This is a genomic window from Halovenus aranensis (genome assembly GCF_900100385.1).
GTDB lineage: Archaea > Halobacteriota > Halobacteria > Halobacteriales > Haloarculaceae > Halovenus > Halovenus aranensis.
Genome location: NZ_FNFC01000003.1, coordinates 16,408 through 39,132, shown reverse-complemented (window position 1 = coordinate 39,132; position 22,725 = coordinate 16,408). Strand labels below are relative to the sequence as shown.

Below are 22,725 nucleotides of genomic sequence, written 5' to 3'. Positions count from 1 at the left end.
CCCGGAGCGAGTACTGCTATGCCTGGACCGGTATTTCTCGACGGTGAGGGCGTCACGCTCCGCCCGCTCGAACGAGACGACCTGTCGTTCGTCCAGACCTACTACAACCATCCCGACGTGCGCCAACCGCTGGGTCGTACCGAGCCGAAAACCGCCGGCGACCTCGAAGACGACTTCGAGGGGTACATGCAAGAGAGTGTGAACCTCCTCATCTGCGCCGACGACGAGCCGGTCGGTGCGGTCGCGCTGTTCGACTGGGACGAGACCGCTGGCCGTGTGGAAATTGGCTACTGGGTCGTGCCAGACGAGCAGGGGAACGGCTACGGCTCTGATGCCGTCTCACAGGCTCTCACCTACGCCTTCGAGGAGCGGCGCTGTCACAAGGTCGTCGCCGGCGTGTTTGCCACCAACGAGGCCTCTCAGGGGCTGCTCGAAACACTCGGCTTCGAGCAGGAGGGTCGGTTCCGTGACCAGATATTCGTCAACGGCGAGTACGTCGATGCGATTCGGTACGGTCTGTTAGCCGAGGAGTGGAGAGCGTAGGCTGTTTATACGTGCCTCACGCATGCTCAGCCAATGAGCGACAGCGAACAGGAACTCGGCATCACCGAGTCCAAAGAATACAGCACAGGCGACTGGTACGCCGAAGTCGTCCAGAAGGCCGAACTCGCAGACTATGCGCCGATGGGCGGCTTCATCGTCACGCGCCCTCGTGGCTACCAGATTTGGGAGCGCATCCAGAACCACCTCGACGGCTGGTTCAAAGACACCGGCGTCCAGAACGCGTACTTCCCGCTGTTCATCCCCGAAGGCCACCTCGAACGGGAGAAAGACATCGTCGAGGGCTTCGACCCCGAGGTCGCCTGGGTCACGCAGGGCGGATACGACGAACTCGATGAACGCCTCGCTGTCCGGCCGACGAGTGAGTCGATTATCGCGCCGTATATGTCACAGTGGACGCGCTCGCACCGAGACCTTCCGTTGCGACTCAATCAGTGGTGTTCGGTGGTCCGCTGGGAGGCCACCGAGACCAAGCCTTTCTTCCGAACCAAGGAGTTCCTCTGGCAGGAAGGGCACACTGCTCACGAGGACAGCGACGGGGCCTGGGAGGAGACGATGCTCCGCCTGGAGCAGTACGAGCGCGTCTACGAGGACGTGCTGGCGATGCCCGTCCTGAAAGGCCGCAAGCCGGACCACGACAAGTTCCCCGGCGCGCACACGACGACGACTGTCGAGGCGCTGATGCCAGACGGCAAGAGTGTCCAGGGTGGGACGAGTCACTACCTCGGGACCTCTTTTGGCGAGGCATTCGACATCACCTACATCGACGAAAACGAGGACGAACAGACGGCACACACTACATCGTGGGGACTCTCCTGGCGCGCGATGGGAGCACTCATTATGACTCACAGCGACGACCAGGGACTCGTTCTTCCGCCGACGCTTGCGGACCCGCAGGTCGTCATCGTCCCCATCTGGCAGGACGACAACGTCGACGAGATTCTCGGCTACGCCGAGGAACTCGAATCTACGCTGGACGACGCGGGCATCCGCGTCCACCTCGACGACCGCGACCACCGCAATCCCGGCTTCAAGTACAACGAATGGGAACTCAAGGGCGTCCCGCTACGTATCGAGGTCGGGCCAAACGAGATGGACGAAGAGACCGCAACACTCGTCCATCGTCCCGACGGGGAGAGCGAAACCGTCGACGCGACGACCATCACCGAGACGACCGAGGACCACCTCGACACCGTCTTCGCAAAGCTGTATGCCAGCGCGGAGGAGACCCTCGAAGGTGAGATTCGCGAGGCAGAGAGTCGCGAGGAAATTCTCGGCACTATCGGCCAGCACGGCGGCTACGTCAAGTGTGGCTGGTGTGGCGAGGAGGCCTGCGAGGAACCGGTCAAAGACGCAATCGCGGCTGAAATCGTGATGGTTCCGCTCGACCGCGACGAGGAGCCGATTCACGAGGAGTGTGCCATCTGTGGCGAGGACGCCGAGGAGACGGCCTACTTCGCGAAGACGTACTGATTAGTTCGGGGTCGCTTTCAGTACGCGCCAGGCTACTAACGAGAGTACTGTCCCGAGTACCGTCAGCCCAACAGCGGAGCCAGCGACCATCTCGAACGCCGGACTGGGGGTGGCCTGTTCACCGTCGACCAAGAGGACGTTCAGCCACGTATGATGTGGGCCGTCGAAGACAGGAACGAAGTAATCGAGCAGGTCGTTGAACACGTACCAGCCGACGCCGACGGTGACCGCAGACAACGAGAATTTTGCATATCGTGTGACGAGAAAGGCCTCGATAGCCATCGCCAGATGGCTCCAGATGAGAAACTGCCAGAGCCAGAGTGCAATCGTACTCGACTCCTCGATAAACGACTGGACGACGACAGTCCAGAGTCCGTACTTGAGACAGCCGACGAACGCGAGTACGTGCAACACCTGCGCGAGGAACCCCCTGTACCCGAGCCGCCAGGCTGCGAGTGAGAGCCCGATATACATCGTCGCCAGTGGGCTGACCGGCACAATCGGCCACATGATAATCGGTGTCTCTTCGAGCTGTGGAATATAATAGTAGAAGCCGAAGGCGGTCCCGGCGAGATTGACGGCGACGATGACCCACACGAGGTGGAACGCGACGTTTTCGAGCCAGGCTGGCAGCGGCGACAGCGCCAGCGGTCGGTCCCGTTCGGGCGGGAGTGAGCCGCTGGTGTACCGTGCAACTACCGCTTCGATGCGCCAGCCAAGCGACTCGTCCCGACCCATACGGCGGGGTTACACCGGGGGAACCAAAGTGCTCACGGAGCGGGGCCCGATAAACGGACGCCTCGACAGCGACGACAGAGTCGAGACTGAGATACGGGTTCCGGAAAAGCTATTATCGAATGCCGTCTACGGGGGGATGCATGTCGAAAAAAGTCAAGGTCGCCCTCGCTCTGGTAGCAATCGTTCTCGTGTACAAGCTGGTCATCGAGGACTGAGGGGGTCGTTGAGGTATCGATAGCCAACCGATTTCTCGAACAGTTACATTGCTGGAGTCCGTTTTTCCGTGCATGTACGGCGTCGTCACCCGAAACGAGGAAGAGGTGTCGTGGGAGGAGTTCGAGCGCGTGTTCTTCGAGATGAAAGACGTGACCGGGCGCGCAACTACCCCGGTCGCCGGCGCGGTCAACATGATTTCGTGTTTCGGCGACAACGCGGCTGTCGAGGGGGACCCGTCGCTGGCTCCAGTCTCTGCCGAGGGCGAGCGCGCGACGCGGGACCGAGACTACTTCGACTGGGACTACGTCTGTCCGACCGACGACACCTATCGAGAGGGGGTTCTGGAGATGATAGACGACGCCGTCGAGGCAGACGAGAACGTCCGACTCGACGATGTCGGGTTTCCCCGCGAGGAGTACTGCCACTGTGACCGGTGTGAGCGCCGCTTCGAGGCAAGCGAGTTCGAGGACCGGACACGCTGGAGACAGCAGGTCATCACCGATTTCGTTGCCGAGGCCCGCGAGCGGATTCCCGGCGACCTCTATCTGACGCTCTACCCGGACCCGTACCCCGGGCATCTCGCACGCCGGAGCGGAATCGACCTCGACGCGCTGTCGGAGTACGTCGACGAATTCGTCGTCCCTATCTACGACATGGCGTACGAGACAACGTACTGGGTCGAGGTTATCGCCACTGGGTTCGAGGACCGCCTCGACACGCCGTTCAGCATCGAACTGTACGCAATCAACATCGACCTAGACAATCTCGTCCACGCAACCGAGGTCGCCCAGGAGTACGCCAAGAGCGTCCTGTTTGGATACCAGGCTGGTAACGGACGCGCAGCTATTCGCCGAATGCATGCCGAACAACAGGACGGTGTGGATTTCGGCCCCGAGTGACGCCGACCGAACAGCGTTTGTGCCCGGCCCTGTCGCGTGTACAATCAGTTTCAGGCGTCAGTGTCGACGACGCCGAGTTGCACGAGGACAGAGAGCACGAACGCGAGGACAGCGAGCCCGAACGCAAGGACAAAGAATGGCGCAGACAGCACCTGTGCGGTCTCTTGTCCGACGGCAAGCTGGCTGAATCCGCGAACCACGAACGACAGAATCGCCACCACGAACGTCCCGACGAGCAGCTTCGGAAAGAGGCCGCGTGTCAACTCCATGCTCGCCCGTATTATCGAGCCGAGTATGAAGCTTCCGGGAATGTACCCAGTCTAAAAACCAAGTTCAAAGATAGCAGACGACAGACAAAGTCCTCGGAGAAGCCTGAGAGCAGCTACTTGTCGACATACTGTCGTTCCCACTCGTCGCGCGCCTCGATTTCTCGGTCGCCACGGCGCGTGAGAACGTACGTGTTCGTCCGCCTGTCGCGTTGGCCCTTCTCGACGAGACCTTTTTCGACGAGCGTATCGAGATTCGGATACAGACGACCGTGGTGAATCTCACTCTCGTAATAGTTCTCCAGTTCCTCCTTGATAGCGAGCCCGTGTGGCTCCTCCTTTCCCGCGACCACGTAAAGCAGGTCCCGCTGGAATCCCGTCAAGTCGTACATGTATTAGTGCACTTAACAGATAATACCGACATATATTAAAGTTGTCCATCGAGTCGTGAACATGGCAGTACTCCCTTTGTCTGTTTCTCTCGCTCACGTCTATTTTAGTTGTAATTATCGATAAATCATTATTTGAATATTATTGTATGCAGTTAGAGGATTATAAAGCTGGATTATAGGTTTTGATGCTGGGAATCTCGCGGCCGCGACTCCTGTCGCACACCCCGGAACTTAACAGTGTACCGGCCCGAGTATCACCAATGACTGAGGGACACGACGACATCGACGACCGGTCGTCGGCCGGGCGTCGAGACGAGAGTCGTGACCGCGATGGCTCCGGCACTGACGGGCAACGTCCCTGGCAGGGCGAGCGCACAGTCGAACCACCGAACTCCGGCCCGGAGACCGACAGTGCCGACCCGGCTGTAACGTCCGAACGGCGGTTGCAAGACGAGTCCACCGCTGCCGTCTCGATAGCCGAGGAGGCAACCGGGGCCGACGACTGGGTCGACCTCGGCGCGTATCTGCCGTCTGGTGAAACGCTGTTGTCGGGAGAAATCCCGGCCGAGAAACTCCACGAATACACGACCGACCGGCGCTCGCTCAACCCTCTCGTCCAGATTCGCTGGGCGCTCAGGGTCATCGTCACTGCACTCGTTGCCGGCCTGGTGTCGGTCTGGGGGCTGGGTGCGCTGAACGTCGCGCCGCTGTGGTCCGGGGCTGTGACTGGCGCACTTTTGCTCGTGGGGTTCGTGTGGGTTGTTCTCCACTACCGGCTTTGGGTCTACCAGATTCGAGCGGACGCGATTTATCTCGAACGCGGCGTCGTCACACACGTCCAGTCACTCGTTCCCTACGTCCGCGTCCAGCACGTCGACACGAGCAGGAGTCCGGTCGAGCGGCTGTTGGGGCTGTCGACGCTGGTCGTCTACACCGCCGGCTCGCGAGGTGCTGACGTGTCGATACCCGGGCTCAAACCGACTGAGGCTCGAGACTTGCAACGTCGGGTGAAAGAACTCGCAATCGAGGCCGAGGGAGACGACGCCGTCTGACGATGAACCTCGATTACCGCTCTGTTCCATACCGGATTCTGGAGAACGCGTATCGAATCGTCGGTATCGTGGTCATCTCGGCGCTGTTCTCGACTGGCGACGGCGGTCAGGGGAGTGCTGGCAGCTCGGGGATGGACCTCATCGTGCTTGTCTCGTTTGTCTTGCTCGGGCTCGCTGCAGTTGCCATCTGGGAGTTGGCCTACGTCAAACGGTACGAATACAGCATCTCGCCGGACACGTTCGATATATACTCGGGCGTCTTCTCACGGCGCGAGCGAGAGATTCCGTTCGACCGCATCCAGAACGTCGATATCGCACAGAACGTGTTCCAGCGCGCACTGGGTATCGCCGAGGTACGACTCGAAACAGCAGGCGGCGGTGAGACAGAGGCACGGCTCCGGTATGTCGAACGCCAAGAGGCGACGCGGATACAGGAAATCGTCAGCGAGCGCAAACACGGCGAGTCGGAACGTGACCCCGGCGGGTCTGACGATGCGCTGTTCGACCTCGATAGCAGCGAACTCACTGTTCTCGGCCTCACGTCGGCGAATTTCAACCTGTTTGGACTGGTGGTGCTCCTCTTTGTCGTCCTCGGAACACCGGTCGCCGCCGAGCAGGTGTCGCCACGACTCGCCGTGTTACTGTTTTTGGGCCCCGCGCTCGCTGCAGTTGCATTGGTCGTTTTGTGGGTCCTCAGTGGCATTCAAGCGGTGTTGCGGTACTACGGGTTTCGACTCGTTCGCCACGAAGACGAGTTGCGCTACCAGCGTGGACTCCTCCAGCAGTACAACGGGACGATACCGCTCTCGAAGATTCAGACGCTGATGATTCGGGAAAACGTCATCGCCCGGGCTGTTGGCTATGGCAATCTCGCTATCGAAACGGCGGGATACGCCCCCGGACAGGGCAGCGACGATATCGAGTCTGCTATTCCCATCGCCAAGCAGGCTCGACTGTTCGAACTCGCCCGCACTATCGAGAACTTCGGGGAAATATCGTTCAGTCGGCCGCCAAAGCGTGCACGGGTTCGCTACGTCGGACGGTACACGATTGTCGTCGGAATACTGGTCGCGCTTCTCGGCAGTGTGCATCTGGCGACCGGCACGCTGGCTGACTGGTACCTTGGGGTTGCCCTCTGGGTACTGGTCCCGCCTGCGGCCCACCTCAAGTGGGCGAACCTCGGGTACTACTGCGACGATAACTACGTCATCACCCGGTCGGGATTCTGGACCCGGCGGACGACAATTGTGCCTTACTACCGGGTACAGACGGTCTCTGTGTCACAGACGGTCTTCCAGCGACGCCGCCGGCTCGGCACGCTGGTCGTCGATACGGCGAGTTCCGGCGGGTTCTGGGGCGGTAACGGTGTCGCACTCGACATAGATATCGAGGCGGCACGTCAGCTACACGAGACGGTCCACGACAGGTTCCAGCTCTCGGCACGAGAGCGCCAAACGACCAAGCGACGCTCTGTACGCCCCGGAGACTGACCGCGGGACGACGACCAGACCAGAAAGTTCTTATAAAATACCCATCTAACCCCTGATGCACCCGTTTTGGGTGCCACTTCCCCCCTTCCCCCCTCTTTCCCCACCCCCCACCACATCTTTCCCGTCTTTTTGAGGACGAACAGAGATACTGCTGGCGTGAATCACAACCACTACTTTCCCGCCCTGTGAGTGACAGATATGGAACTCGGAGTTATCGGCCTCGGCCGGATGGGACAGATTGTCGTCGACCGGGTATGCTCTGCGGGTCACGACGTTGTCGCGTTCGACGTAGACGAAGCGGCTGTCGAGCGAGCCGAAGCGACCGGTGCCTCGGGAGCGGACTCCCTCGCGGCGATGACCGACCAGCTCGGTGCCGAGAAACGCATCTGGCTGATGGTGCCAGCAGGCGACCCAGTCGATGCCGCTCTCGACGAACTGGAGCCGTCACTCGACACGCATGATATCGTCGTCGACGGCGGGAACTCGCATTTCGAGGACTCGGTTCGCCGGGCAGATGGTACCGAGGCGGCCTATCTCGACTGTGGCACCAGTGGCGGGCCTGCTGGCGCCGAGTTGGGCTTTTCGCTCATGGTCGGTGGGCCGGCGTGGGCCTACGAGGAACTCGAACCGGTGTTCGACGCTGTGGCGACCGGACCACAGGGTCACGACAGGATGGGCGAGAGCGGAGCGGGACACTACGTCAAGATGGTGCACAACGGCGTCGAATACGCGCTCATGCAGGCGTACGGCGAGGGGTTCGAACTGCTCCAGGAGGGGCGGTACGACCTCGACCTCGAATCCGTCGCGAAAACCTGGAACAACGGCGCAGTCATCCGCTCGTGGCTGCTCGAACTCTGTGAGGAAGCGTTCCGTGAGGAGGGTGGCGACCTCGGTGACGTAGCCGACCACGTCGCCGGCGGGTCGACCGGGACCTGGACCGTCCAGGAAGCACTCGAACAGGGGGTCCCGCTCCCGCTCATCTACCAGTCCCTCGCCGAGCGGTTCGCGAGCAGAAACGACCGCTTCTCCCGTCGGCTCGTGAACAGACTGCGATACGGCTTTGGCCGCCACGAGGTCCGCCGTACCTGACTGTCCCGAGAGCACAGATTGAATTAGCTCCCTCCCCTGTGCTGTGATAATGTCCGAGTCCAGAGACACACATATCTGGTCGACCAGGCAGTATCCATCGCTCGCGTCGAACCTGTTGCCTGCGACCGCCCGACTGGTCAGTACGGCCGGTATCGGCCCAGACGACCGCGTCCTCGACGTGGGCTGTGGAACCGGCAACGTCGCACTCACTGCACGCAGACGGGGCGCAGACGTGGTCGGCCTCGACGCCAGCCAGCCGATGCTCGAACTCGCCGGCCGGAACGCGGGACTGGCCGCCTACGACGACATCCACTGGACTGAGGGTGACGCGGAATCGCTCCCGTTCGACGACGACCGATTCGACGCCGCGATGTCGAACTTCGGGCACGTGTTCGCGCCGGCCGCCGACGAGGCCGCAGCCGAGATGTGTCGCGTGACTCGTCAGGGCGGTCAGATTGCCTTCACGGCGTGGTCGCCAAACGGTCTCGTCGGCGCGCTGACGGACATCCTCACCGACCACGCCACCTACCCGGACCACGACCCTCGCGGACACCTGCGGTGGGGGACGCCACAGTTCGTCCGAGAGATACTCGGCGACCGGTGTGAACTCAGCTTCCAGCGGCGTGTCCTCAGGTTCCGGTACGTCTCGCCACAGCACTTCTGGCAGGAGTTCGCCGAGGAGGCCGGCCCGCTTTCGCCCGCTCTCCAGCGACTCGACCAGGAACAGTCCAGAGAGCGACTCCGACACGATGCCCTCGATTGCCTCCAGGAGTGGTTTGCCGACAACACCGTCCGCGTGGAGTACCTCCTCGTCGACGGTGTCGTTCGATAGCTGATTCGCGAAATGTTTATATACTATGACGAGTAAGGAAAATGTAAGATGAGGTGTAAAGCCCTCTCCGGCGGGCGCGCTTGCACCAGTATTGCCCCGTAACGGGGCACCAGATTCATCTCCTTCTGTTCGGTCGAAATTCGAAGACAGCGACCTTCCAGCGACAAGTCTCGGTTCTGCTGTCTCGGAGGAACGCCGTTCGTAAGGACCACGACGGTTCGCATTGCTCGCCAGCCACGCGTATGTACAAAAACAGATACGATGACAGACACACTACCCGAGCATTACGACTCGGACCGAGTCGAACAGCACGTCAAAGACCACTGGGACGCCGTGGAGGCGTCCCAGCAAGCCGCCAGGGCCACAGCCGACGGTGAGCCGTTCTACTTCGTCGACGGTCCCCCGAACACCAGCGGTCAGATGCATTGTGGCACCGCCTGGGGGAAAGTGCTCAAAGACGCCTTCCTCAGGTACTACCGGATGCAGGGCCGAAACGTTCTCGCCAGACCCGGCTACGACACGCACGGACTCCCCGTCGAGCGACGCGTCGAAGCGGAGTTGAATGTCGAGTCGAAACAGGACGTCGCGGAGTACGGCGTTGAGCGCTTCGTCGCCGACTGCCGGGAGTTCGTCGAGGCCCAGCGCGAGTCGATGGACGAGGAGTTCGCCGACCTCGGGGTCTGGATGGACTGGGACGACCCCTATCAGACGATGGACAGCGAGTACATCGAGGTCGTCTGGAGGGCCTTCAGAGAGTTGTACGACCGCGACTTGCTCCGCCGGGAGCGACGCGTGGTGAATACCTGCCCGGACTGTGAAACGTCTGTCGCCGAGACGCGCCTCGGCTACGACACCCGCGAGTCGACGGCGGCCTACGTCGGGTTCCCGCTCTGTGACCGCGAGGGGTACCTGCTCACCTGGACCACCACTCCATGGACGGTGACGGCGAATCAGTTCGTCGCCGTCGACCGCGAGGCGGCCTACGTGGCCGTCGAGACTCCCGAGGGACTCCTCTATCTCGCGGCCGACTGCCTCGATGTGGCTCTCGACGAACTCGGTGTCGAAGCGTACTCCGTCCGGGACCGCTATCGCGGCGAGGAACTGGTCGGCTGGGAGTACCGGAACCCACTGGCTGCCAACCTGGCCGAGGGGGTTCCGTCTCGCGATGGCGGCGTTGCACACGCGCCGTATGTCGAACTCGACAGAACCGGACTGGTCCACTCCGCGCCCGGGTTCGGTCGGGAAGACTTCGAGCGCGGACGCGAGTTGGGCCTCCCCGCGTACGCGCCTCTGGACGAGGCCGGCGTCTTCGCCGAACCCGAGAGCCCGTTTTCCGGGCTCGGTGTCACAGAGCTGCGCCGGGAGGTACTGTCTGCTCTGGAGCAGGCCGGGGCGCTGTTTGCCACACACAGCCACGAACACGAGTATCCTCACTGCCCCCGATGCGAGACGGAGGTGGTGTATCGCGCGGCCGACCAGTGGGTCGTCCGGGTAGACGAGTTCAAAGACGACCTTCTCGACGCCGTCGGCGAGACGACGTGGTATCCCGACGACGCACGCGACAACCGCTTCAGGCCAATGGTCGAGGACGCGCCCGACTGGAACGTCTCTCGCCAGCGCTACTGGGGGACGCCGGTCCCGGTGTGGGTCTGTGAGGGATGTGGCGAGGACGTGGTCGTGAGCGACGCCTCCGAGCTGGCCGCCCTGTCCGGAGTCGACACACCGGATGACCTCCACCGCCCGACTGTCGACTCACTGACCGTCGACTGCCCCGAGTGTGGCGACACCGCCCGGCGGGAGGAAGATGTGCTGGATGTCTGGTTCGATTCCGCCGTGGCCGCCTGGGCGACCGAGCGGACCCGGCCGCCGGAGTGTCCCGAGCACTGGCCCGCCGACCTCGTTGTCGAGGGTCACGACCAGACGCGTGGCTGGTTCCTCATGCAGTTGTACATGGGGGTCGTCTTCGGTGACCGCGCGCCCTACGAGGAGGTGCTGATGCACGGGTTCGCGATGCTCGACGGAGAGGCCATGTCGAAATCGACGGGACACGTCTTGCGTCCGCCCGAGGTCGTCGAGGAACACGGTCGCGACGCGCTCCGCGGACACCTCCTCTCGCACAACCCGACCAAAGACGTGGGCCTCGACAGCGAGATGAGCGGCGTCGCGACCGTCGCCGACAAGCTCGACGTGGTCTGGAACGTCTATCGCTTCGCGCTGTTGTACATGGACCTCGATGACCGGTCGCCGACACGCGCCGTGGAGACGACTCCCACAGAGCGGACTGCACTCGACGACTGGGTGCTCTCGCGGCTGCAGACGACTGTCGAAGCGGTCGACGAGGCCATGGAGAACCGCCGCACCGACCGGGCGTTCGACGCGGTGCTCTCGTTCCTCGTCGAAGATGTCTCGCGAACGTACGTGAGCGCCGTGCGCGACCGCGTGTGGGACGGCTCGACGGCTGCCTACGATACGCTCGGGACGGTCGTCCACGAAGGAACGCGACTGCTCGCTCCGTTCACCCCGTTTCTGGCCGAGGCGCTCTATCAGGCGCTCGATGGGCGGTCCGACACCGTCCACGCCACTGGGCTCCCCGAGGTCGACGGGTTCCGGGACCCGGCGCTGGAACGACGGTTCGAACGGGTGAGTGCGCTCGAAGAGGCGGCCGCCACGGCCAGACAGCGGGCCGGGCGAAAGCGGCGGTGGCCGGTCGTCGAGGTCGTGGTCGAGACCGACGACGAGACGACGGCGAAAGCGGTCCGCGACCACCGCGACCTGCTCGAAGACCGGCTCAACACACAGTCGGTGCTCGTCACCAGTGAGTACGACCGGACCGATGAGAGTCCCGTACCCCAGATGGACGCGCTGGGGCCGGCGTTTGGCGAGGGCGCGCCGGCGGTCGCAGCAGCGCTCCGGACGGACGAGGTCACCGAGTTCCCGGCGACGGTGTCGGTCGACGGAGAACCACGGACCGTGACGGGCGAGATGGTCGAAGTGACCACGGAGACGCCCGACGCCGTCGAGGCTGTCGACTTCGAGTACGGGACAGTCTACCTCGACACGACGATGACGACGGGACTGAAACGCGAAGGCGTCTATCGCGACCTCCGTCGGCGCGCTCAGAAACTGCGCGACCGCCTCGGCGTCGAGATGGACGAATCGGTCGTGCTGACCGTCGACGCCGACGGCACGCTCGTCGAGGAGGCAGTCGAGCGCTACCGCGAGGAGCTGGCAACAGAGACCCGTGCCAGCGATGTCGTCACCGGGGACGACCAGGCCGCGGAGTCGACGACCCTCTCTGTCGCGGATACGACGGTCTCGGTCGGCGTGCGGCGTTCGACGTAAACTCAGCGAGCCAGGTTCTCACGAACGCTTCGAAGTTCGTCGGCCTTTTCGGGGTGGTCGTCGACGTCTGCGAGCATCTCTGCGGCTTCGAGGGTCCGAATCGAGTTGTCCAGAAATGAGAGCACGTCGCCGGGGTAGGCATACAGCATGTATTCTTCGCCCATCACGTCGACGATGGCGTCCGGCCCCATCCCCTGCTCGCGGAGTTCGAGCAGGTAGCGGATGAACTTGCGCTCGGCACAGCCACAGTGTGGGTTCGCCTGACAGTCGCAGTCGAGAAAGTCTTCGGCGAAATCGAGGACGCGGTCCTGGGTCGCCTCGTCGAGTTTGGCCAGCCCCTCGCCCTGGAAGAGAATATCGAGTGTCGCGCCGCTGAACGCGCTTTTGGGAAACGACGTTTCCAGCTGTGAGGCGAGTTGCTGGTGGTTTTTGACGTATATCTTGTCCGTGATAGCCACGCGTATTTCAGTACACGCGGTTCAGCGATTAAAGCGCCGCGGTTCGGGTCCGGTCGGTCCCAAGAGCCACCCATATATACACCGGCTCTCTACCCCCTCGCATGGAACTGTTCGGGACAGCAGGAATTCGCGGCCCAGTGACAGAGGTGACGCCCGAACTCGCGCTTGCGGTCGGGCGCGCGGTCGGAACCGACGCCAGAGACGCCGACAGCACCGTCGTCGTCGGGCGCGACGGCCGGGAGACGGGCGAGGCGCTCGCGACAGCAGTCGAGGCCGGCGTGACCAGCGCGGGGGCGACGGTGTACCGGGCCGACCAGCTCCCGACGCCGGCACTCGCCTACGCTTCCCGGGGCCGACACGGCGTCATGCTCACGGCCAGCCACAATCCGCCCTCGGACAACGGCATCAAGCTGTTCGAGGACGGCCAGGAGTACGACAGAGACGCCGAGCGCCGCATCGAGGACCGCGTGGAACGTGACCAGGCGGCCGCCGACTGGGACACCTGGGGGAACACCGAATCGGTCGATGTACTCGCGGAGTACCGGACTGCAGTCGTCGATTACGCGAGTCAGTACGGCGAGACACCAGCGATGACCGTCGCGGTCGACTGTGGCAACGGGATGGCGAGTCTCGCCGTCCCACAGGTGTTGACGACGCTCGGTGCCGACGTGCAGTCGCTCAACGCGAACGTCGACGGCCGGTTCACTGCACGGGAAAGCAAGCCGACCGCAGAGAGCCTCACCGACCTCCGGCGGTACGTGGCCGATGGCCCCGCCGACTTCGGGCTCGGCCACGACGGTGACGCAGACCGTATCGTCGTCGTCGACAGCGACGGCGAAGTCGTCCACGAGGATACCGTGCTCGCAATTCTCGCCGAGCACGCCGTCCGAGCGAGCGAGGCCGCCGACCCCGTTGTCGTCACGACACCGAACGCCTCGGGACGCATCGACGACCGGGTTGAGGCGGCAGGCGGCCGCGTCGAGCGGGTCCGACTCGGCGCGCTCCACGAGGGAATCGCCTCGGCCAGGGCGGCCGGAACCGACGACACGGCGATAGCCTTCGCGGCCGAGCCATGGAAACACATCCACCCCGCGCTCGGCGGCTGGATTGACTCGGTCGCCTCGGCTGCGCTCTTGGTACGACTCGTCGCGGAATCCAGTCTCGACGCGCTCCGCGAACCGGTGCAAGAACGACCCTACCGGAAAGTGAGCGTCGACTGTCCCGACGAGCGAAAGTCGGCTGTCATGGCAGAACTCGAAACCACACTCCCCGAGCACTTCTCCGAGGCCGCGGTCGAGACCGAGTACGGAATCCGTCTGGATATTCCGGACGACGGCTGGACGCTCGTCCGGCCGAGTGGGACAGAGCCGTACATCCGCGTCTACGCCGAGAGCGAGGCGGTCGACGACCTGGTCGAGACCGTCAGCGAACTGGTGCGGTGCACGGTCTGACTCACGCGAGCGCACCGCGGAGCGTACTCCCCAGCAGCGCCAGCCCGAGTGCGATACCGACAGGCAGGAGCGCTATCTCGTTCATCGCGGTTACATCGCCAAAGCTCCCGACAAATCGTAACAGCCCAGCCCAGACGACGACCACCAGTATTCCGAACCCGGCACCCGAGAGCAGCGCTCGCTTCAGAGTCGTCGCCAGAACGCCGACGAACGCGCCACCGAGGACGAGCCCGACCCAGTGGATTGTCGCCAGGACGAGGCCGAGAATACAGGCCGAGACCAGTGCAATCCAGTGGTACCGGTCGTTCGCTCGGACGACAGCGAGCCAGGACGGCGACTCCTCGTCAGCGTGGCCGCTCATTCGTCTCCCTCCACGAATTCGACGGCAACGTCACCCTCGATTTCACGCGATAGCGTGCGGTACTCGCCGTTCGCCCACCGTTCGATTTGGTCGTCGTAGTGGTCTGAGAAGTACCGCCCGGAGTTGCCCCCCGGCAGTATGCCGAGCAAGTCGCCGTCGAAGTCGGCGTGCATCTCCCAGCTTCCGCCCCACGGGCCGTTCCGGTCGTAGTTCCAGACCGTCTGGTCTGACCCTCCTCGCGGATAGCTCGGGTAGCCGAGAAATCCGAGCTCGGTCAGGTGACTGATGTGGCCAGTGTGGTTCACGTCTCCGTACACCTCGGCGTCTATCTCCGCGAGGTCGGACACTGTCTGCTCCAGTGCCGTTCGCATCACCGCCTCACGGCCCCGTGACCCGAACCAGGCGCTTCCCTCGCCGAGCTGGACGAGTGCCCCGTCCTGTGGGTAGTACGACGAGTCGAGGTCGGCGTCGTCGAATGTTTCGTCGAACAGTTCCTCTCGGTAGTTGTCGAACCACAGCTCCCAGACGAGCGCAGCTCTGGAGTCGGCGTCGAGGTGGTAGTCCCAGGAGTCGAGCAGGTCTGCAGTCGTTTGGAGCTCTTCGCCCCCGTCGCGTGCGGCCTCGACCAGCGGCTCGACCAGTCGCTCCGCGCGGCCGTCGAACGTGTCACGGGCGACCCGCTTGAGGAATTCGATGTCTATCGGCTCGCCGTCGGCGACTCGCTGGTCGAGCAAATCGTAGATACGCCGCCCGCGGTACGGGCTAGCGTATCCCGCCGAGAGGTAGTAATCGAGTTGGTCGTCGGGAACGATTTGCTGGTTGGCGGTGGCGAGATAGCGGGGGTTTCGCACCTTCGGGTTTGCCGACTGCGGAACGAACCCCTCCCAACTCGACTCGCCGAAGGGGACGAATCCGTCCCACTCGCCTTCTTGTGCAGAGCCGTCGAATATCTGGTCACCGCTGACCATCTCGCCGTCGATTCGACGAATCGGAACGCGGCCCGTCATGTAGTAGAGCGTGTTCCCGTCACGGTCTGCATACACCATGTTCTGGGTCGGCGACTCGAAGCGCTCGGCGGCGGCCACGGCGTCGTCTATGCCGCTGCTGTGACTCAGGTCGTACAGCGACAGCATCGTCTCTGTGGCCGTGTGACCGGTCCAGGCGACGCCGACTTCCTGTTTTTCCTCCTCGATGACTGGGCCGTGGACCGTCTTGCGTATCTCGACTGTCTCGTTCGGTCCACCGTCGACGACGATTTCTTCGGTCCGGCTCTCGAACTCCCGGCGCTCGTCGCCGTACTGGTAGGTGTCGCCGTCGTGGTCGTAGGTATAGAAGTCGATAACGTCGGCGTTTGCGTTGGTAAATCCCCATGCACCGTCGTTGTTCTCGCCGATAACGACCACGGGAGCGCCCGGAAACGTCGCCCCACGAGCGCGGTGGTCTGGGCCGTCGATATGCATCTCGTACCAGGTCGGCGGAGCCTGAAGCCCGAGGTGGGGGTCGTTCGAGAGAATCGGCGCGTCGCCATCGGCTAACTCTGGCCCGATAATCCAACTGTTCGAGCCGAACGACTCTGGTGGCTCGAACTGGTTGACCCAGTCGACGAGCGCCTTGTCGGGGGCTGAGTTTCTGTTCTCGACTGACTGTGATGATGTGGCGTCGTCGCCAACGGTGAACTCGCCCACATCGTGGTGGTCCCGGAGTATCGGGCTGACATCGTCGAACCGCGAGGGAAACAGCTCTGCGGTCAGTGCCGCGCTCTGGTCTTCGCTGAACAACCCCTCCAGGCGCTCACGGACAAGCGATACAGTCAGTGTCTGGAAACTCCCCGTTAGCTGCCAGGCGATGATTTTCTCGATGAGGGCGGTGTCCGTTCGCGTCCACTCGTCTGGCTCGTAGCCAAGGAGTTTGAATCCGAGCGAGAGGGTCTCGTTCTCCATGGCGGCGTTGACACCCTCGGCGTAGGCATCGAGAATCGGCGCGACCGGTGTTCCATCCAGACTCTCGGCGGTCACCTCGGCGGCGTCGGCAAACGCCATCTGGCGGTGGAAGCGGTCGGTGTCGAGCGCTGTCGAACCGACGATAGCAGAGAGTTCACCGCGGTAGAGCCGTCGCTGGAGGTCCATCTGGAAGAGTCTGTCTGTCGCCTGTGTATAACCCACGGCGAAATATAGCGCCTGTTCGTCGTCGGCGCTCAGGTGTGGGACACCAGTCTCGTCGTATCGGACGGTCGCGGGGCCGTACGGACTGTCGACTGTCTCGTGTCTGTCTGCGTGTGCTGACTCCCAGACAGACCCAGAAAGCGGCGCAAACTGTCCCAGCGGTCCGTTCGCCGCAGAAAAGGACAGGCCTGCAGTTCCGAGGCCGACGAGCCCGCTGAAGAAGGCCCGGCGGCCGAGGTCTCGGTCCATACTCCTGTCTGTGGTGGTCACACTATGTAGCTTTCGTGTCTGTTACCACGCCGCACTCGGAGAGAGTCCAGAAAGTTCTTACTCGCCGCCAGACGAGGGAAAACAATGAGTCGGGCCGTTGAGGTGAGTGTCGTCCTCCCGGCGTACAACGAGGCCAACACGCTTGCTGACACCGTCGTGACGACGCTGTCGACGCTCGAATCGTTCCTCCCAGCCGGGGCCTTCGAGATACTCGTCGCCGAGGACGGCTGCGAGGACCGCACCCCCGAGATTGCGACCGAACTCGCCGCCGAGCACGACGCTGTTCGGCACGTTCACTCGGACGAGCGGCTGGGTCGTGGCGGTGCACTCGAATACGCTTTCGAGCAGTCGAACGGAGAGACGCTCGTCTATTTCGATACGGACCTGGCGACGGATATCGGCCACCTGGAGGAGTTGGTCGAGTGCGTCCGTTCGGGCGAGTACGATGTCGCGACTGGCTCCCGGTGGCTCCCGGATAGTGAAGCCGACAGGCCAGCCAAACGTGGCGTCCCGAGTCTCGGCTACAACTCGCTGGTCCGGCTGTTCCTCCGGTCGGACCTGCAGGACCACCAGTGTGGGTTCAAGGCGTTCGACCGCGACGTGTTGTTCGCACTACTCGACGACGTCGAGGACGAACACTGGTTCTGGGACACCGAGGTGCTGGTCCGCGCCCAGCGTTCGGGATACCGCGTCAACGAGTTTCCCGTCAGATGGACGCCCAAGGGCGACTCGAAGGTCGACATCGTCCGGGATGTCCTCGGGATGGGCAGTCAGATTCTGCGGACCTGGTGGCAACTCTCTATCAGCCCGCGCATCACGCGGACAGTAACGCTCACTGCCGGGAGCCTCTTGGTGTTCGTTTCGCTCGCCCTGATGACGCTCTATCTCGACCCGTCTGAGGTACTCGATAGCATGGCCGAGGCAGACCGGCTGTACATCCTGCTGGCTGCGGTCGTCTATCTGCTCTCCTGGCCGTTGCGCGGCCTGCGGTACCGGGACATTCTGGACTCGATTGGGTACCACGAACGCTGGGAGTTCCTGACCGGCGCGATATTCATCAGCCAGACTGGTAATCTGGTGTTTCCCGCCCGGGCGGGTGACGCGGTCCGTGCCTACATCGTCAAGGCGCGGCGTGACATCCCCTACCCGTCGGGGTTCGCCTCGCTGGCTGTCGAGCGGGTCTACGATTTGCTCACCATCACGTTCATGGCTGGTGTCGTACTGCTCTGGCTAGCGCTAACCGGCTCACTGGGCGAACTAGAGGCAGCCCTCTCTGGCGACCCGGTCCAGGGCAGCGAGCGCGAGAGCGGACAGACTGCACTCGTCGTCGCCGCCGGGGTCGGGCTCGCTGCGGTGTGTGCCGTCTTCTTCATCGTTTACACTGCCCGACGTGACCGAAACTACGTCCGGCCGGCAGTCAGGCGGCTGAGTTCCGACAGCTACGCCGAGTACGTTGCTGGCGTCATCGAACAGTTCGTCGGCGACATCCAGACCGTCGCTCAGGACCGTGCGTCTTTCGTCCGTGTCGGCGTGAGTAGCCTCGTCATCTGGGTGCTCGATGTCGTCGTCGGCATTGTCGTCCTTCTCGCGTTTGCCGTCGATGTGGCTCCGGCGCTGTTGGTCGGCGCGGGCTTTTTCGCCGTCAGTGTTGGCAACCTCGCCAAGGTACTTCCGCTTTCTCCCGGTGGCATCGGGCTCTACGAGGGGGCATTTACACTGCTCATCGTGACTCTGACGCCTATCGGCGGTGTCGTCGCGCTGTCTGCTGCAATCGTCGACCACGCAGTGAAAAACGTCGTAACGATTCTCGGCGGCTTCCTCTCGATGGGGTTGCTCAACGTCTCGCTTACGACCGCCGTCGAAGAGAGTCCGGAAGCAGACGTCGTCCAGAACGACTGACACCTCGCCGTGGGGCTTTACCTGTCCGCCTGTTGTACCGTTGACTATGACAGACAGCTCCCCGGAGTTCGACCCGGAGTCCCGTGAGGAGCGCGAAGTCGCCGGAGAGGCCGCCGACGACCGCTCTGACTTTCTCTCGCTGATGGGCCACGCCTACCGCGGCGAACTCGGTCGGACGACATCCTGGCGGACGCGTATCGACCGCACGACCAACTGGGCGGTGGTGATGACGGCGTCGTTGCTCACGTGGGCATTCTCGAGTGACTCTCGTCCACACTACATCCTCCTCGTGGGAGTCGTGATGGTGACCGTGTTTCTCGGTATCGAGGCCCGTCGGTACCGCGTCTACGACATCTGGCGCTCCCGAGTGCGTGTTATGGAGGAGAACGTCTTCGCGAACGCACTCGACTCCGAGGGTGTCGAACAGACCAACTGGCGTGAACTCCTCAGCGAGGACTTCAGAGAACCCAAGATAAAAACGCCCATCCTCGAAGCAATTTCACGACGACTGCAACGAATTTACTTTCCGTTGATTTCGGTGCTCCTGTTGGCGTGGGTCATCCGACTTACCGTGTTCTCGAACTCAGGAGCCAGCGTCGTCCAGACCGCAGCAGTCGGCGCTATCGCCGGTGAGGCGGTCCTGGCGGGTCTCGGGGCGTTCTATCTCGGTGTTCTCATCGTCACCTTCTGGCCGAGTCGCCGTCGGGCGAAAGGGGAACTACACTCTGAAACAGACTCGGACCAGTGGAAGTGAGCAATGCTATCAGCCGACACTCTGATGCCGCCGCGCGTGCCAGTAGATTCAAACCATTCCGGATGGTAGGGGGGCGTGAGTAGATGCCACTCGAACAGTTTCTGGATGGCTCGGACGCGCCAGAACGCTCTATCGCCGTGCTCAACCGGACAGAGCCGGAGCCGTTCCAGACAATGATAGAGAACCTCTTCGCTGACCAGACCGTCTCAGTCTCGGAAGACGTCAGCGAGGAATACGAAAACGACACCGTGGTCTTACTCGAAGACGGGACGGTCGTGGCGAGTTCACCGCTCCGGGCGTTGCAGGACGCGATTTTGATGGTGAATACAGACCTCTTTACGACCGGCACGCGGTCGCTCGAAGAGACGACCGTTCCAGACGTTCTCGACGCACTCGCTGGCACGCGGTTCACTCTCAGAGGGTACCCAGAATCTGACACCGAGAAACTCCTGCTCGTACTCATCTCGCGGTACATCGAGAAACGGGCCTACGTCGAGGGGGATGGCACGCTCCGGTCGTCGTTCCAGCGCCTCTCGCGAATCGAAGACGAACAGGGGACGAAAGTCGTCTACCAGCGTGTCGCCGAGACGGCAGTCGACGTACACGTCTACGGTCAGCCCGGATGGTCCCCGTCTTCTGACTTCCCTGTCGTCGCACACGCCGGCCACGGCATCGACTTCCGCACGTCGTGGTTCGTTATCCACGACCCGCCCGACGGCGCAGACCACGGGCCTGCGGCACTGCTGGCCATCGAACTCGAGAATGGGGTGTGGGACGGCCTCTGGTCGTACGACCCACAGTTCGTCGACGACCTCCTGGCCTATATCACGGCCAAACTGTAGGATACGAAGTGATTTTGCCTCTCGACGTGTACTACCAGTCATGGAACCCGTAACCGACTCCGACGGCGCGAGTCGATTCGTCGACACCAGTGCAGGCAGGCGTGGACAGAAGGGACCGTTCTACGTCGTCTACACAGACCAAGAGCAAACGACCCGCTGGGGCTTTTTTTGCACCAACTGCGAAACGCTCGACAACGCCGTCGACGCTATGGGACGGGTCCAGTGCAACGTCTGCAGTAATCGGACCAAGGCAGAAGAGTGGGACGCCGCCCACGAGTAACACTGCCAAATTTTCAGTAATCTGTTGTTTAGATACGTTCAATACGCACTGTGTGGTATAGACTCTCGTATGGGGGCAATTACCACGACCCTGCAAAAAGAGGCTGAATCCATCTTCACCGACCTGGGTTACAAGGTAGCAGCCGACGATTCTGGCCTGCGTGCCGAGCGAAAGTGGCGTGTCGTCGACGTAATGCCGATGGTCGAACCCGAGGAACTACCGTCATCCGGCCAGTTCCGCTGTTTCGTTACCTGGGAAGACGCCGTCGATACACTGGCACACCATCTTGCCGATGTCGACCCCGATTACGAGTGGGCTATCATCGGCGTCGGTGACGAGGACTACGAGGTCAGTCATCCCCCGACTACCAGACTGGCGACCTGAGCACCGACACGAGTACCGCCTTGACATTCACAAAATACATCGTAGCGGCGCTCTACGACGTAAATATTGTGTTGATAGTTATTGACACCCGCGCCATTTTTATCAGCTCCGACAGTCAACACGATAGCTATGTCTACATCTGTCGTCCTCTCGGTTCTCGCCGGCGTCCTGTTCGGGTTAGCGCTTGCAGCTCCGCCGGGGCCGATGAACGCGATCATTGCCGAGGAGAGCGTCGTCCGGGGATGGGTTGCCGGAGTCATCGCCGGCGCCGGTGCGATGACCGCAGATATCATCTTCTTCGTGCTCGCGCTTGCGGGCGTCGCTACCGTCATCCAGCAGTGGCCGTTGCTCCGTGGCGCGATGGTCACTGTCGGCGGCCTGCTCATGCTCTATTTCGCACTCGATGCGGTCCAGAGCGCACAGGAGACGCTGACCGGTTCGGACGTAGCTGGCGAGTCACGGGGGTTCGAGAAAGCGTTCGTCCTCGCGCTCACGAATCCGTTCCAGATTCTGTTCTGGCTGACTGTCGGGGTCGCGATGCTCGACCCCGGAACGATAGATGTACTTTCACACACTCCCTACGTCGGCGACGCAGCTGCCGGGCTAGTCGTCGTCGAAACCGGCAGTATCGCGCTTCTTGCGGGCTTCTTTGGCGGCATTCTCGTCTGGATTACCGGGTTCCCGGCGGTGCTCGTCGCGACCGACAACCGTATCGACTCGCTCGCCCCGGTCGTCGCGGGCGCGAGCGCGCTCATCCTGGTCGGGTTCGGATTCCTTTTCCTCTGGGACGGAATCGGAACGCTGTTGTGAACTGCCGTCGGAGCCAGTCGGTCAGCGTTCCATTCCGACGACTTCGTCTTCGAGCCACTCCTGGAACCAGCGGACGCGCTTGAGCCGTCGGTCTGCGATGTCCTTGGCGGACTGGCTTCGGACACGCTTGCGAGCTTCTTGGCCGCGTTCGAGTACACGGGTCACCATCTCGGCGCTGTCCATGTGTGTTCGGGACTCATAGCCCATCCGCAACAGGAGCAACGCCGCGCCGTTGGCGCCGATTTTGTCGAGAATGTCGGCCTCGATGAGACATTGGGTCTCGAGGACCAGGTCTTCGAGGTCGCCCTGATATGAGTGGTCCCGGACGGACCGACAGACCTGGTCGACGAACGACTGGGGGTACTCTGTGTGTGTCTTCAGATACTCCCGCGCGATACGAGCACCCTCCTCGGCGTGGATGTCTTGGTCGACTTCGAGTTTGGCGATATCGTGAAAGAGAGCAGCTACCTGCGTGATGTCCTCGTTGGCACCCTCCGCTCGCGCTATCTCCCCTGATAGCTCGACGACATTTCGGATGTGGTTGAATCGATACTCCGCAGAGTGCCAGGGGTACCATCGCATCCGGCCGCCTTCGTTTTCGCTGGCGACGCTCGCCTCTAAATAATCGCGAACGAACTGCTCCATCTCCGCAAACTCCGTGTCCGAGACGGGTGACTCGCGTATTTCAACACCCACAGAACCAC

At 62.4% G+C, this 22,725-nt stretch carries 22 protein-coding genes; 15 read left to right on the top strand and 7 right to left on the bottom strand.

All coding sequences use genetic code 11. The features are described 5' to 3' along the window. The first annotated feature begins 18 nt into the window (after nucleotides 1-18). Both BLR34_RS03670 and proS read left to right on the top strand, forming a co-directional pair. A complete protein-coding gene (locus BLR34_RS03670; RefSeq protein ID WP_092699563.1) occupies nucleotides 19-543 on the top strand; it encodes a GNAT family N-acetyltransferase in 525 nt (174 codons plus the stop codon). A gap of 33 nt (nucleotides 544-576) precedes the next feature. Beyond that, nucleotides 577-2,034, top strand: a complete 1,458-nt coding sequence (gene proS / locus BLR34_RS03665) for a proline--tRNA ligase (protein WP_092699561.1) — start codon at nucleotides 577-579, stop codon at nucleotides 2,032-2,034. Here proS and BLR34_RS03660 read toward each other — a convergent pair whose 3' ends face one another. Next, on the bottom strand, nucleotides 2,035-2,772 hold the full coding sequence (locus tag BLR34_RS03660; protein WP_092699559.1) for a DUF1405 domain-containing protein: 738 nt from the start codon (nucleotides 2,770-2,772) through the stop codon (nucleotides 2,035-2,037). A 287-nt stretch (nucleotides 2,773-3,059) separates the two neighbouring features. On the opposite strand from BLR34_RS03660, the gene BLR34_RS03655 reads away from it, so the two are divergent. Then, nucleotides 3,060-3,887, top strand: coding sequence for a hypothetical protein (locus tag BLR34_RS03655; protein WP_092699557.1), 828 nt, complete (start codon nucleotides 3,060-3,062; stop codon nucleotides 3,885-3,887). A gap of 50 nt (nucleotides 3,888-3,937) precedes the next feature. Here BLR34_RS03655 and BLR34_RS03650 read toward each other — a convergent pair whose 3' ends face one another. After that, on the bottom strand, nucleotides 3,938-4,156 hold the full coding sequence (locus BLR34_RS03650; protein ID WP_218120837.1) for a hypothetical protein: 219 nt from the start codon (nucleotides 4,154-4,156) through the stop codon (nucleotides 3,938-3,940). A gap of 113 nt (nucleotides 4,157-4,269) precedes the next feature. Then, entirely contained in the window at nucleotides 4,270-4,545 is a 276-nt protein-coding gene (locus BLR34_RS03645) for a helix-turn-helix transcriptional regulator (protein ID WP_092699555.1), read from the bottom strand. 260 nt (nucleotides 4,546-4,805) lie between these two features. Between BLR34_RS03645 and BLR34_RS03640 the strand changes: the two genes are divergently transcribed. From BLR34_RS03640 to ileS, 5 genes are all read left to right on the top strand, one after another. After that, on the top strand, nucleotides 4,806-5,597 hold the full coding sequence (locus BLR34_RS03640; RefSeq protein ID WP_092699553.1) for a PH domain-containing protein: 792 nt from the start codon (nucleotides 4,806-4,808) through the stop codon (nucleotides 5,595-5,597). Between the two features lie 2 nt (nucleotides 5,598-5,599). Next, nucleotides 5,600-7,087 carry a PH domain-containing protein gene (locus BLR34_RS03635; RefSeq protein WP_092699551.1) on the top strand — a complete coding sequence of 496 codons (1,488 nt, stop codon included), beginning with the start codon at nucleotides 5,600-5,602 and terminating at the stop codon, nucleotides 7,085-7,087. Between the two features lie 198 nt (nucleotides 7,088-7,285). Next, the gene (gnd, locus tag BLR34_RS03630) at nucleotides 7,286-8,176 is read left to right on the top strand and encodes a phosphogluconate dehydrogenase (NAD(+)-dependent, decarboxylating) (RefSeq protein ID WP_092699549.1); all 891 of its coding nucleotides are present in this window, start codon (nucleotides 7,286-7,288) and stop codon (nucleotides 8,174-8,176) included. 49 nt (nucleotides 8,177-8,225) lie between these two features. Then, nucleotides 8,226-9,008, top strand: coding sequence for a class I SAM-dependent methyltransferase (locus BLR34_RS03625; protein WP_092699547.1), 783 nt, complete (start codon nucleotides 8,226-8,228; stop codon nucleotides 9,006-9,008). Between the two features lie 261 nt (nucleotides 9,009-9,269). Further along, complete coding sequence (gene ileS / locus BLR34_RS03620) at nucleotides 9,270-12,350, top strand: isoleucine--tRNA ligase (protein WP_092699545.1); 3,081 nt, start codon at nucleotides 9,270-9,272, stop codon at nucleotides 12,348-12,350. Nucleotides 12,351-12,352: 2 nt separating this feature from the next. On the opposite strand, the gene BLR34_RS03615 is transcribed toward ileS, so the two are convergent. Then, nucleotides 12,353-12,808, bottom strand: coding sequence for a DUF5814 domain-containing protein (locus tag BLR34_RS03615; RefSeq protein ID WP_092699543.1), 456 nt, complete (start codon nucleotides 12,806-12,808; stop codon nucleotides 12,353-12,355). A gap of 101 nt (nucleotides 12,809-12,909) precedes the next feature. On the opposite strand from BLR34_RS03615, the gene BLR34_RS03610 reads away from it, so the two are divergent. Beyond that, the gene (locus BLR34_RS03610; RefSeq protein ID WP_092699541.1) at nucleotides 12,910-14,259 is read left to right on the top strand and encodes a phosphohexomutase domain-containing protein; all 1,350 of its coding nucleotides are present in this window, start codon (nucleotides 12,910-12,912) and stop codon (nucleotides 14,257-14,259) included. Between the two features lies 1 nt (nucleotide 14,260). On the opposite strand, the gene BLR34_RS03605 is transcribed toward BLR34_RS03610, so the two are convergent. Then, complete coding sequence (locus tag BLR34_RS03605) at nucleotides 14,261-14,620, bottom strand: hypothetical protein (RefSeq protein ID WP_092699539.1); 360 nt, start codon at nucleotides 14,618-14,620, stop codon at nucleotides 14,261-14,263. After that, nucleotides 14,617-17,031 (bottom strand): penicillin acylase family protein, encoded by a 2,415-nt coding sequence (locus BLR34_RS03600; protein ID WP_092699537.1) that lies wholly within the window; start codon nucleotides 17,029-17,031, stop codon nucleotides 14,617-14,619. The genes BLR34_RS03605 and BLR34_RS03600 overlap by 4 nt, the downstream gene beginning before the upstream one ends. A 105-nt stretch (nucleotides 17,032-17,136) precedes the next feature. Between BLR34_RS03600 and BLR34_RS03595 the strand changes: the two genes are divergently transcribed. From BLR34_RS03595 to BLR34_RS03570, 6 genes are all read left to right on the top strand, one after another. Next, nucleotides 17,137-18,951, top strand: coding sequence for a flippase-like domain-containing protein (locus tag BLR34_RS03595; protein ID WP_092699535.1), 1,815 nt, complete (start codon nucleotides 17,137-17,139; stop codon nucleotides 18,949-18,951). 46 nt (nucleotides 18,952-18,997) lie between these two features. After that, the gene (locus BLR34_RS03590) at nucleotides 18,998-19,705 is read left to right on the top strand and encodes a DUF2270 domain-containing protein (protein ID WP_092699533.1); all 708 of its coding nucleotides are present in this window, start codon (nucleotides 18,998-19,000) and stop codon (nucleotides 19,703-19,705) included. An 83-nt stretch (nucleotides 19,706-19,788) separates the two neighbouring features. After that, the gene (locus tag BLR34_RS03585) at nucleotides 19,789-20,547 is read left to right on the top strand and encodes a hypothetical protein (RefSeq protein WP_092699531.1); all 759 of its coding nucleotides are present in this window, start codon (nucleotides 19,789-19,791) and stop codon (nucleotides 20,545-20,547) included. 40 nt (nucleotides 20,548-20,587) lie between these two features. Beyond that, a complete protein-coding gene (locus tag BLR34_RS03580; RefSeq protein ID WP_092699529.1) occupies nucleotides 20,588-20,827 on the top strand; it encodes a DUF5816 domain-containing protein in 240 nt (79 codons plus the stop codon). 69 nt (nucleotides 20,828-20,896) lie between these two features. Beyond that, the gene (locus BLR34_RS03575; RefSeq protein WP_092699527.1) at nucleotides 20,897-21,211 is read left to right on the top strand and encodes a DUF7116 family protein; all 315 of its coding nucleotides are present in this window, start codon (nucleotides 20,897-20,899) and stop codon (nucleotides 21,209-21,211) included. A 168-nt stretch (nucleotides 21,212-21,379) separates the two neighbouring features. Further along, nucleotides 21,380-22,021 carry a LysE family translocator gene (locus BLR34_RS03570; protein ID WP_176765238.1) on the top strand — a complete coding sequence of 214 codons (642 nt, stop codon included), beginning with the start codon at nucleotides 21,380-21,382 and terminating at the stop codon, nucleotides 22,019-22,021. Between the two features lie 21 nt (nucleotides 22,022-22,042). Here the strand turns inward: BLR34_RS03570 and BLR34_RS03565 are convergent, their stop codons facing one another. Beyond that, nucleotides 22,043-22,717, bottom strand: a complete 675-nt coding sequence (locus tag BLR34_RS03565; RefSeq protein WP_092699523.1) for an HD domain-containing protein — start codon at nucleotides 22,715-22,717, stop codon at nucleotides 22,043-22,045. Nucleotides 22,718-22,725: the final 8 nt, after the last annotated feature.

What these genes read in the sequence shown, in the direction of transcription:
- BLR34_RS03670 (WP_092699563.1), top strand. Translation starts at nt 19, where the DNA reads ATGCCTGGACCGGTATTTCTCGACGGTGAGGGCGTCACGCTCCGCCCG.
- proS (WP_092699561.1), top strand. Translation starts at nt 577, where the DNA reads ATGAGCGACAGCGAACAGGAACTCGGCATCACCGAGTCCAAAGAATAC.
- BLR34_RS03660 (WP_092699559.1), bottom strand. Translation starts at nt 2,772, where the DNA reads ATGGGTCGGGACGAGTCGCTTGGCTGGCGCATCGAAGCGGTAGTTGCA.
- BLR34_RS03655 (WP_092699557.1), top strand. Translation starts at nt 3,060, where the DNA reads ATGTACGGCGTCGTCACCCGAAACGAGGAAGAGGTGTCGTGGGAGGAG.
- BLR34_RS03650 (WP_218120837.1), bottom strand. Translation starts at nt 4,156, where the DNA reads ATGGAGTTGACACGCGGCCTCTTTCCGAAGCTGCTCGTCGGGACGTTC.
- BLR34_RS03645 (WP_092699555.1), bottom strand. Translation starts at nt 4,545, where the DNA reads ATGTACGACTTGACGGGATTCCAGCGGGACCTGCTTTACGTGGTCGCG.
- BLR34_RS03640 (WP_092699553.1), top strand. Translation starts at nt 4,806, where the DNA reads ATGACTGAGGGACACGACGACATCGACGACCGGTCGTCGGCCGGGCGT.
- BLR34_RS03635 (WP_092699551.1), top strand. Translation starts at nt 5,600, where the DNA reads ATGAACCTCGATTACCGCTCTGTTCCATACCGGATTCTGGAGAACGCG.
- gnd (WP_092699549.1), top strand. Translation starts at nt 7,286, where the DNA reads ATGGAACTCGGAGTTATCGGCCTCGGCCGGATGGGACAGATTGTCGTC.
- BLR34_RS03625 (WP_092699547.1), top strand. Translation starts at nt 8,226, where the DNA reads ATGTCCGAGTCCAGAGACACACATATCTGGTCGACCAGGCAGTATCCA.
- ileS (WP_092699545.1), top strand. Translation starts at nt 9,270, where the DNA reads ATGACAGACACACTACCCGAGCATTACGACTCGGACCGAGTCGAACAG.
- BLR34_RS03610 (WP_092699541.1), top strand. Translation starts at nt 12,910, where the DNA reads ATGGAACTGTTCGGGACAGCAGGAATTCGCGGCCCAGTGACAGAGGTG.
- BLR34_RS03605 (WP_092699539.1), bottom strand. Translation starts at nt 14,620, where the DNA reads ATGAGCGGCCACGCTGACGAGGAGTCGCCGTCCTGGCTCGCTGTCGTC.
- BLR34_RS03600 (WP_092699537.1), bottom strand. Translation starts at nt 17,031, where the DNA reads ATGGACCGAGACCTCGGCCGCCGGGCCTTCTTCAGCGGGCTCGTCGGC.
- BLR34_RS03595 (WP_092699535.1), top strand. Translation starts at nt 17,137, where the DNA reads ATGAGTCGGGCCGTTGAGGTGAGTGTCGTCCTCCCGGCGTACAACGAG.
- BLR34_RS03590 (WP_092699533.1), top strand. Translation starts at nt 18,998, where the DNA reads ATGACAGACAGCTCCCCGGAGTTCGACCCGGAGTCCCGTGAGGAGCGC.
- BLR34_RS03585 (WP_092699531.1), top strand. Translation starts at nt 19,789, where the DNA reads ATGCCACTCGAACAGTTTCTGGATGGCTCGGACGCGCCAGAACGCTCT.
- BLR34_RS03580 (WP_092699529.1), top strand. Translation starts at nt 20,588, where the DNA reads ATGGAACCCGTAACCGACTCCGACGGCGCGAGTCGATTCGTCGACACC.
- BLR34_RS03575 (WP_092699527.1), top strand. Translation starts at nt 20,897, where the DNA reads ATGGGGGCAATTACCACGACCCTGCAAAAAGAGGCTGAATCCATCTTC.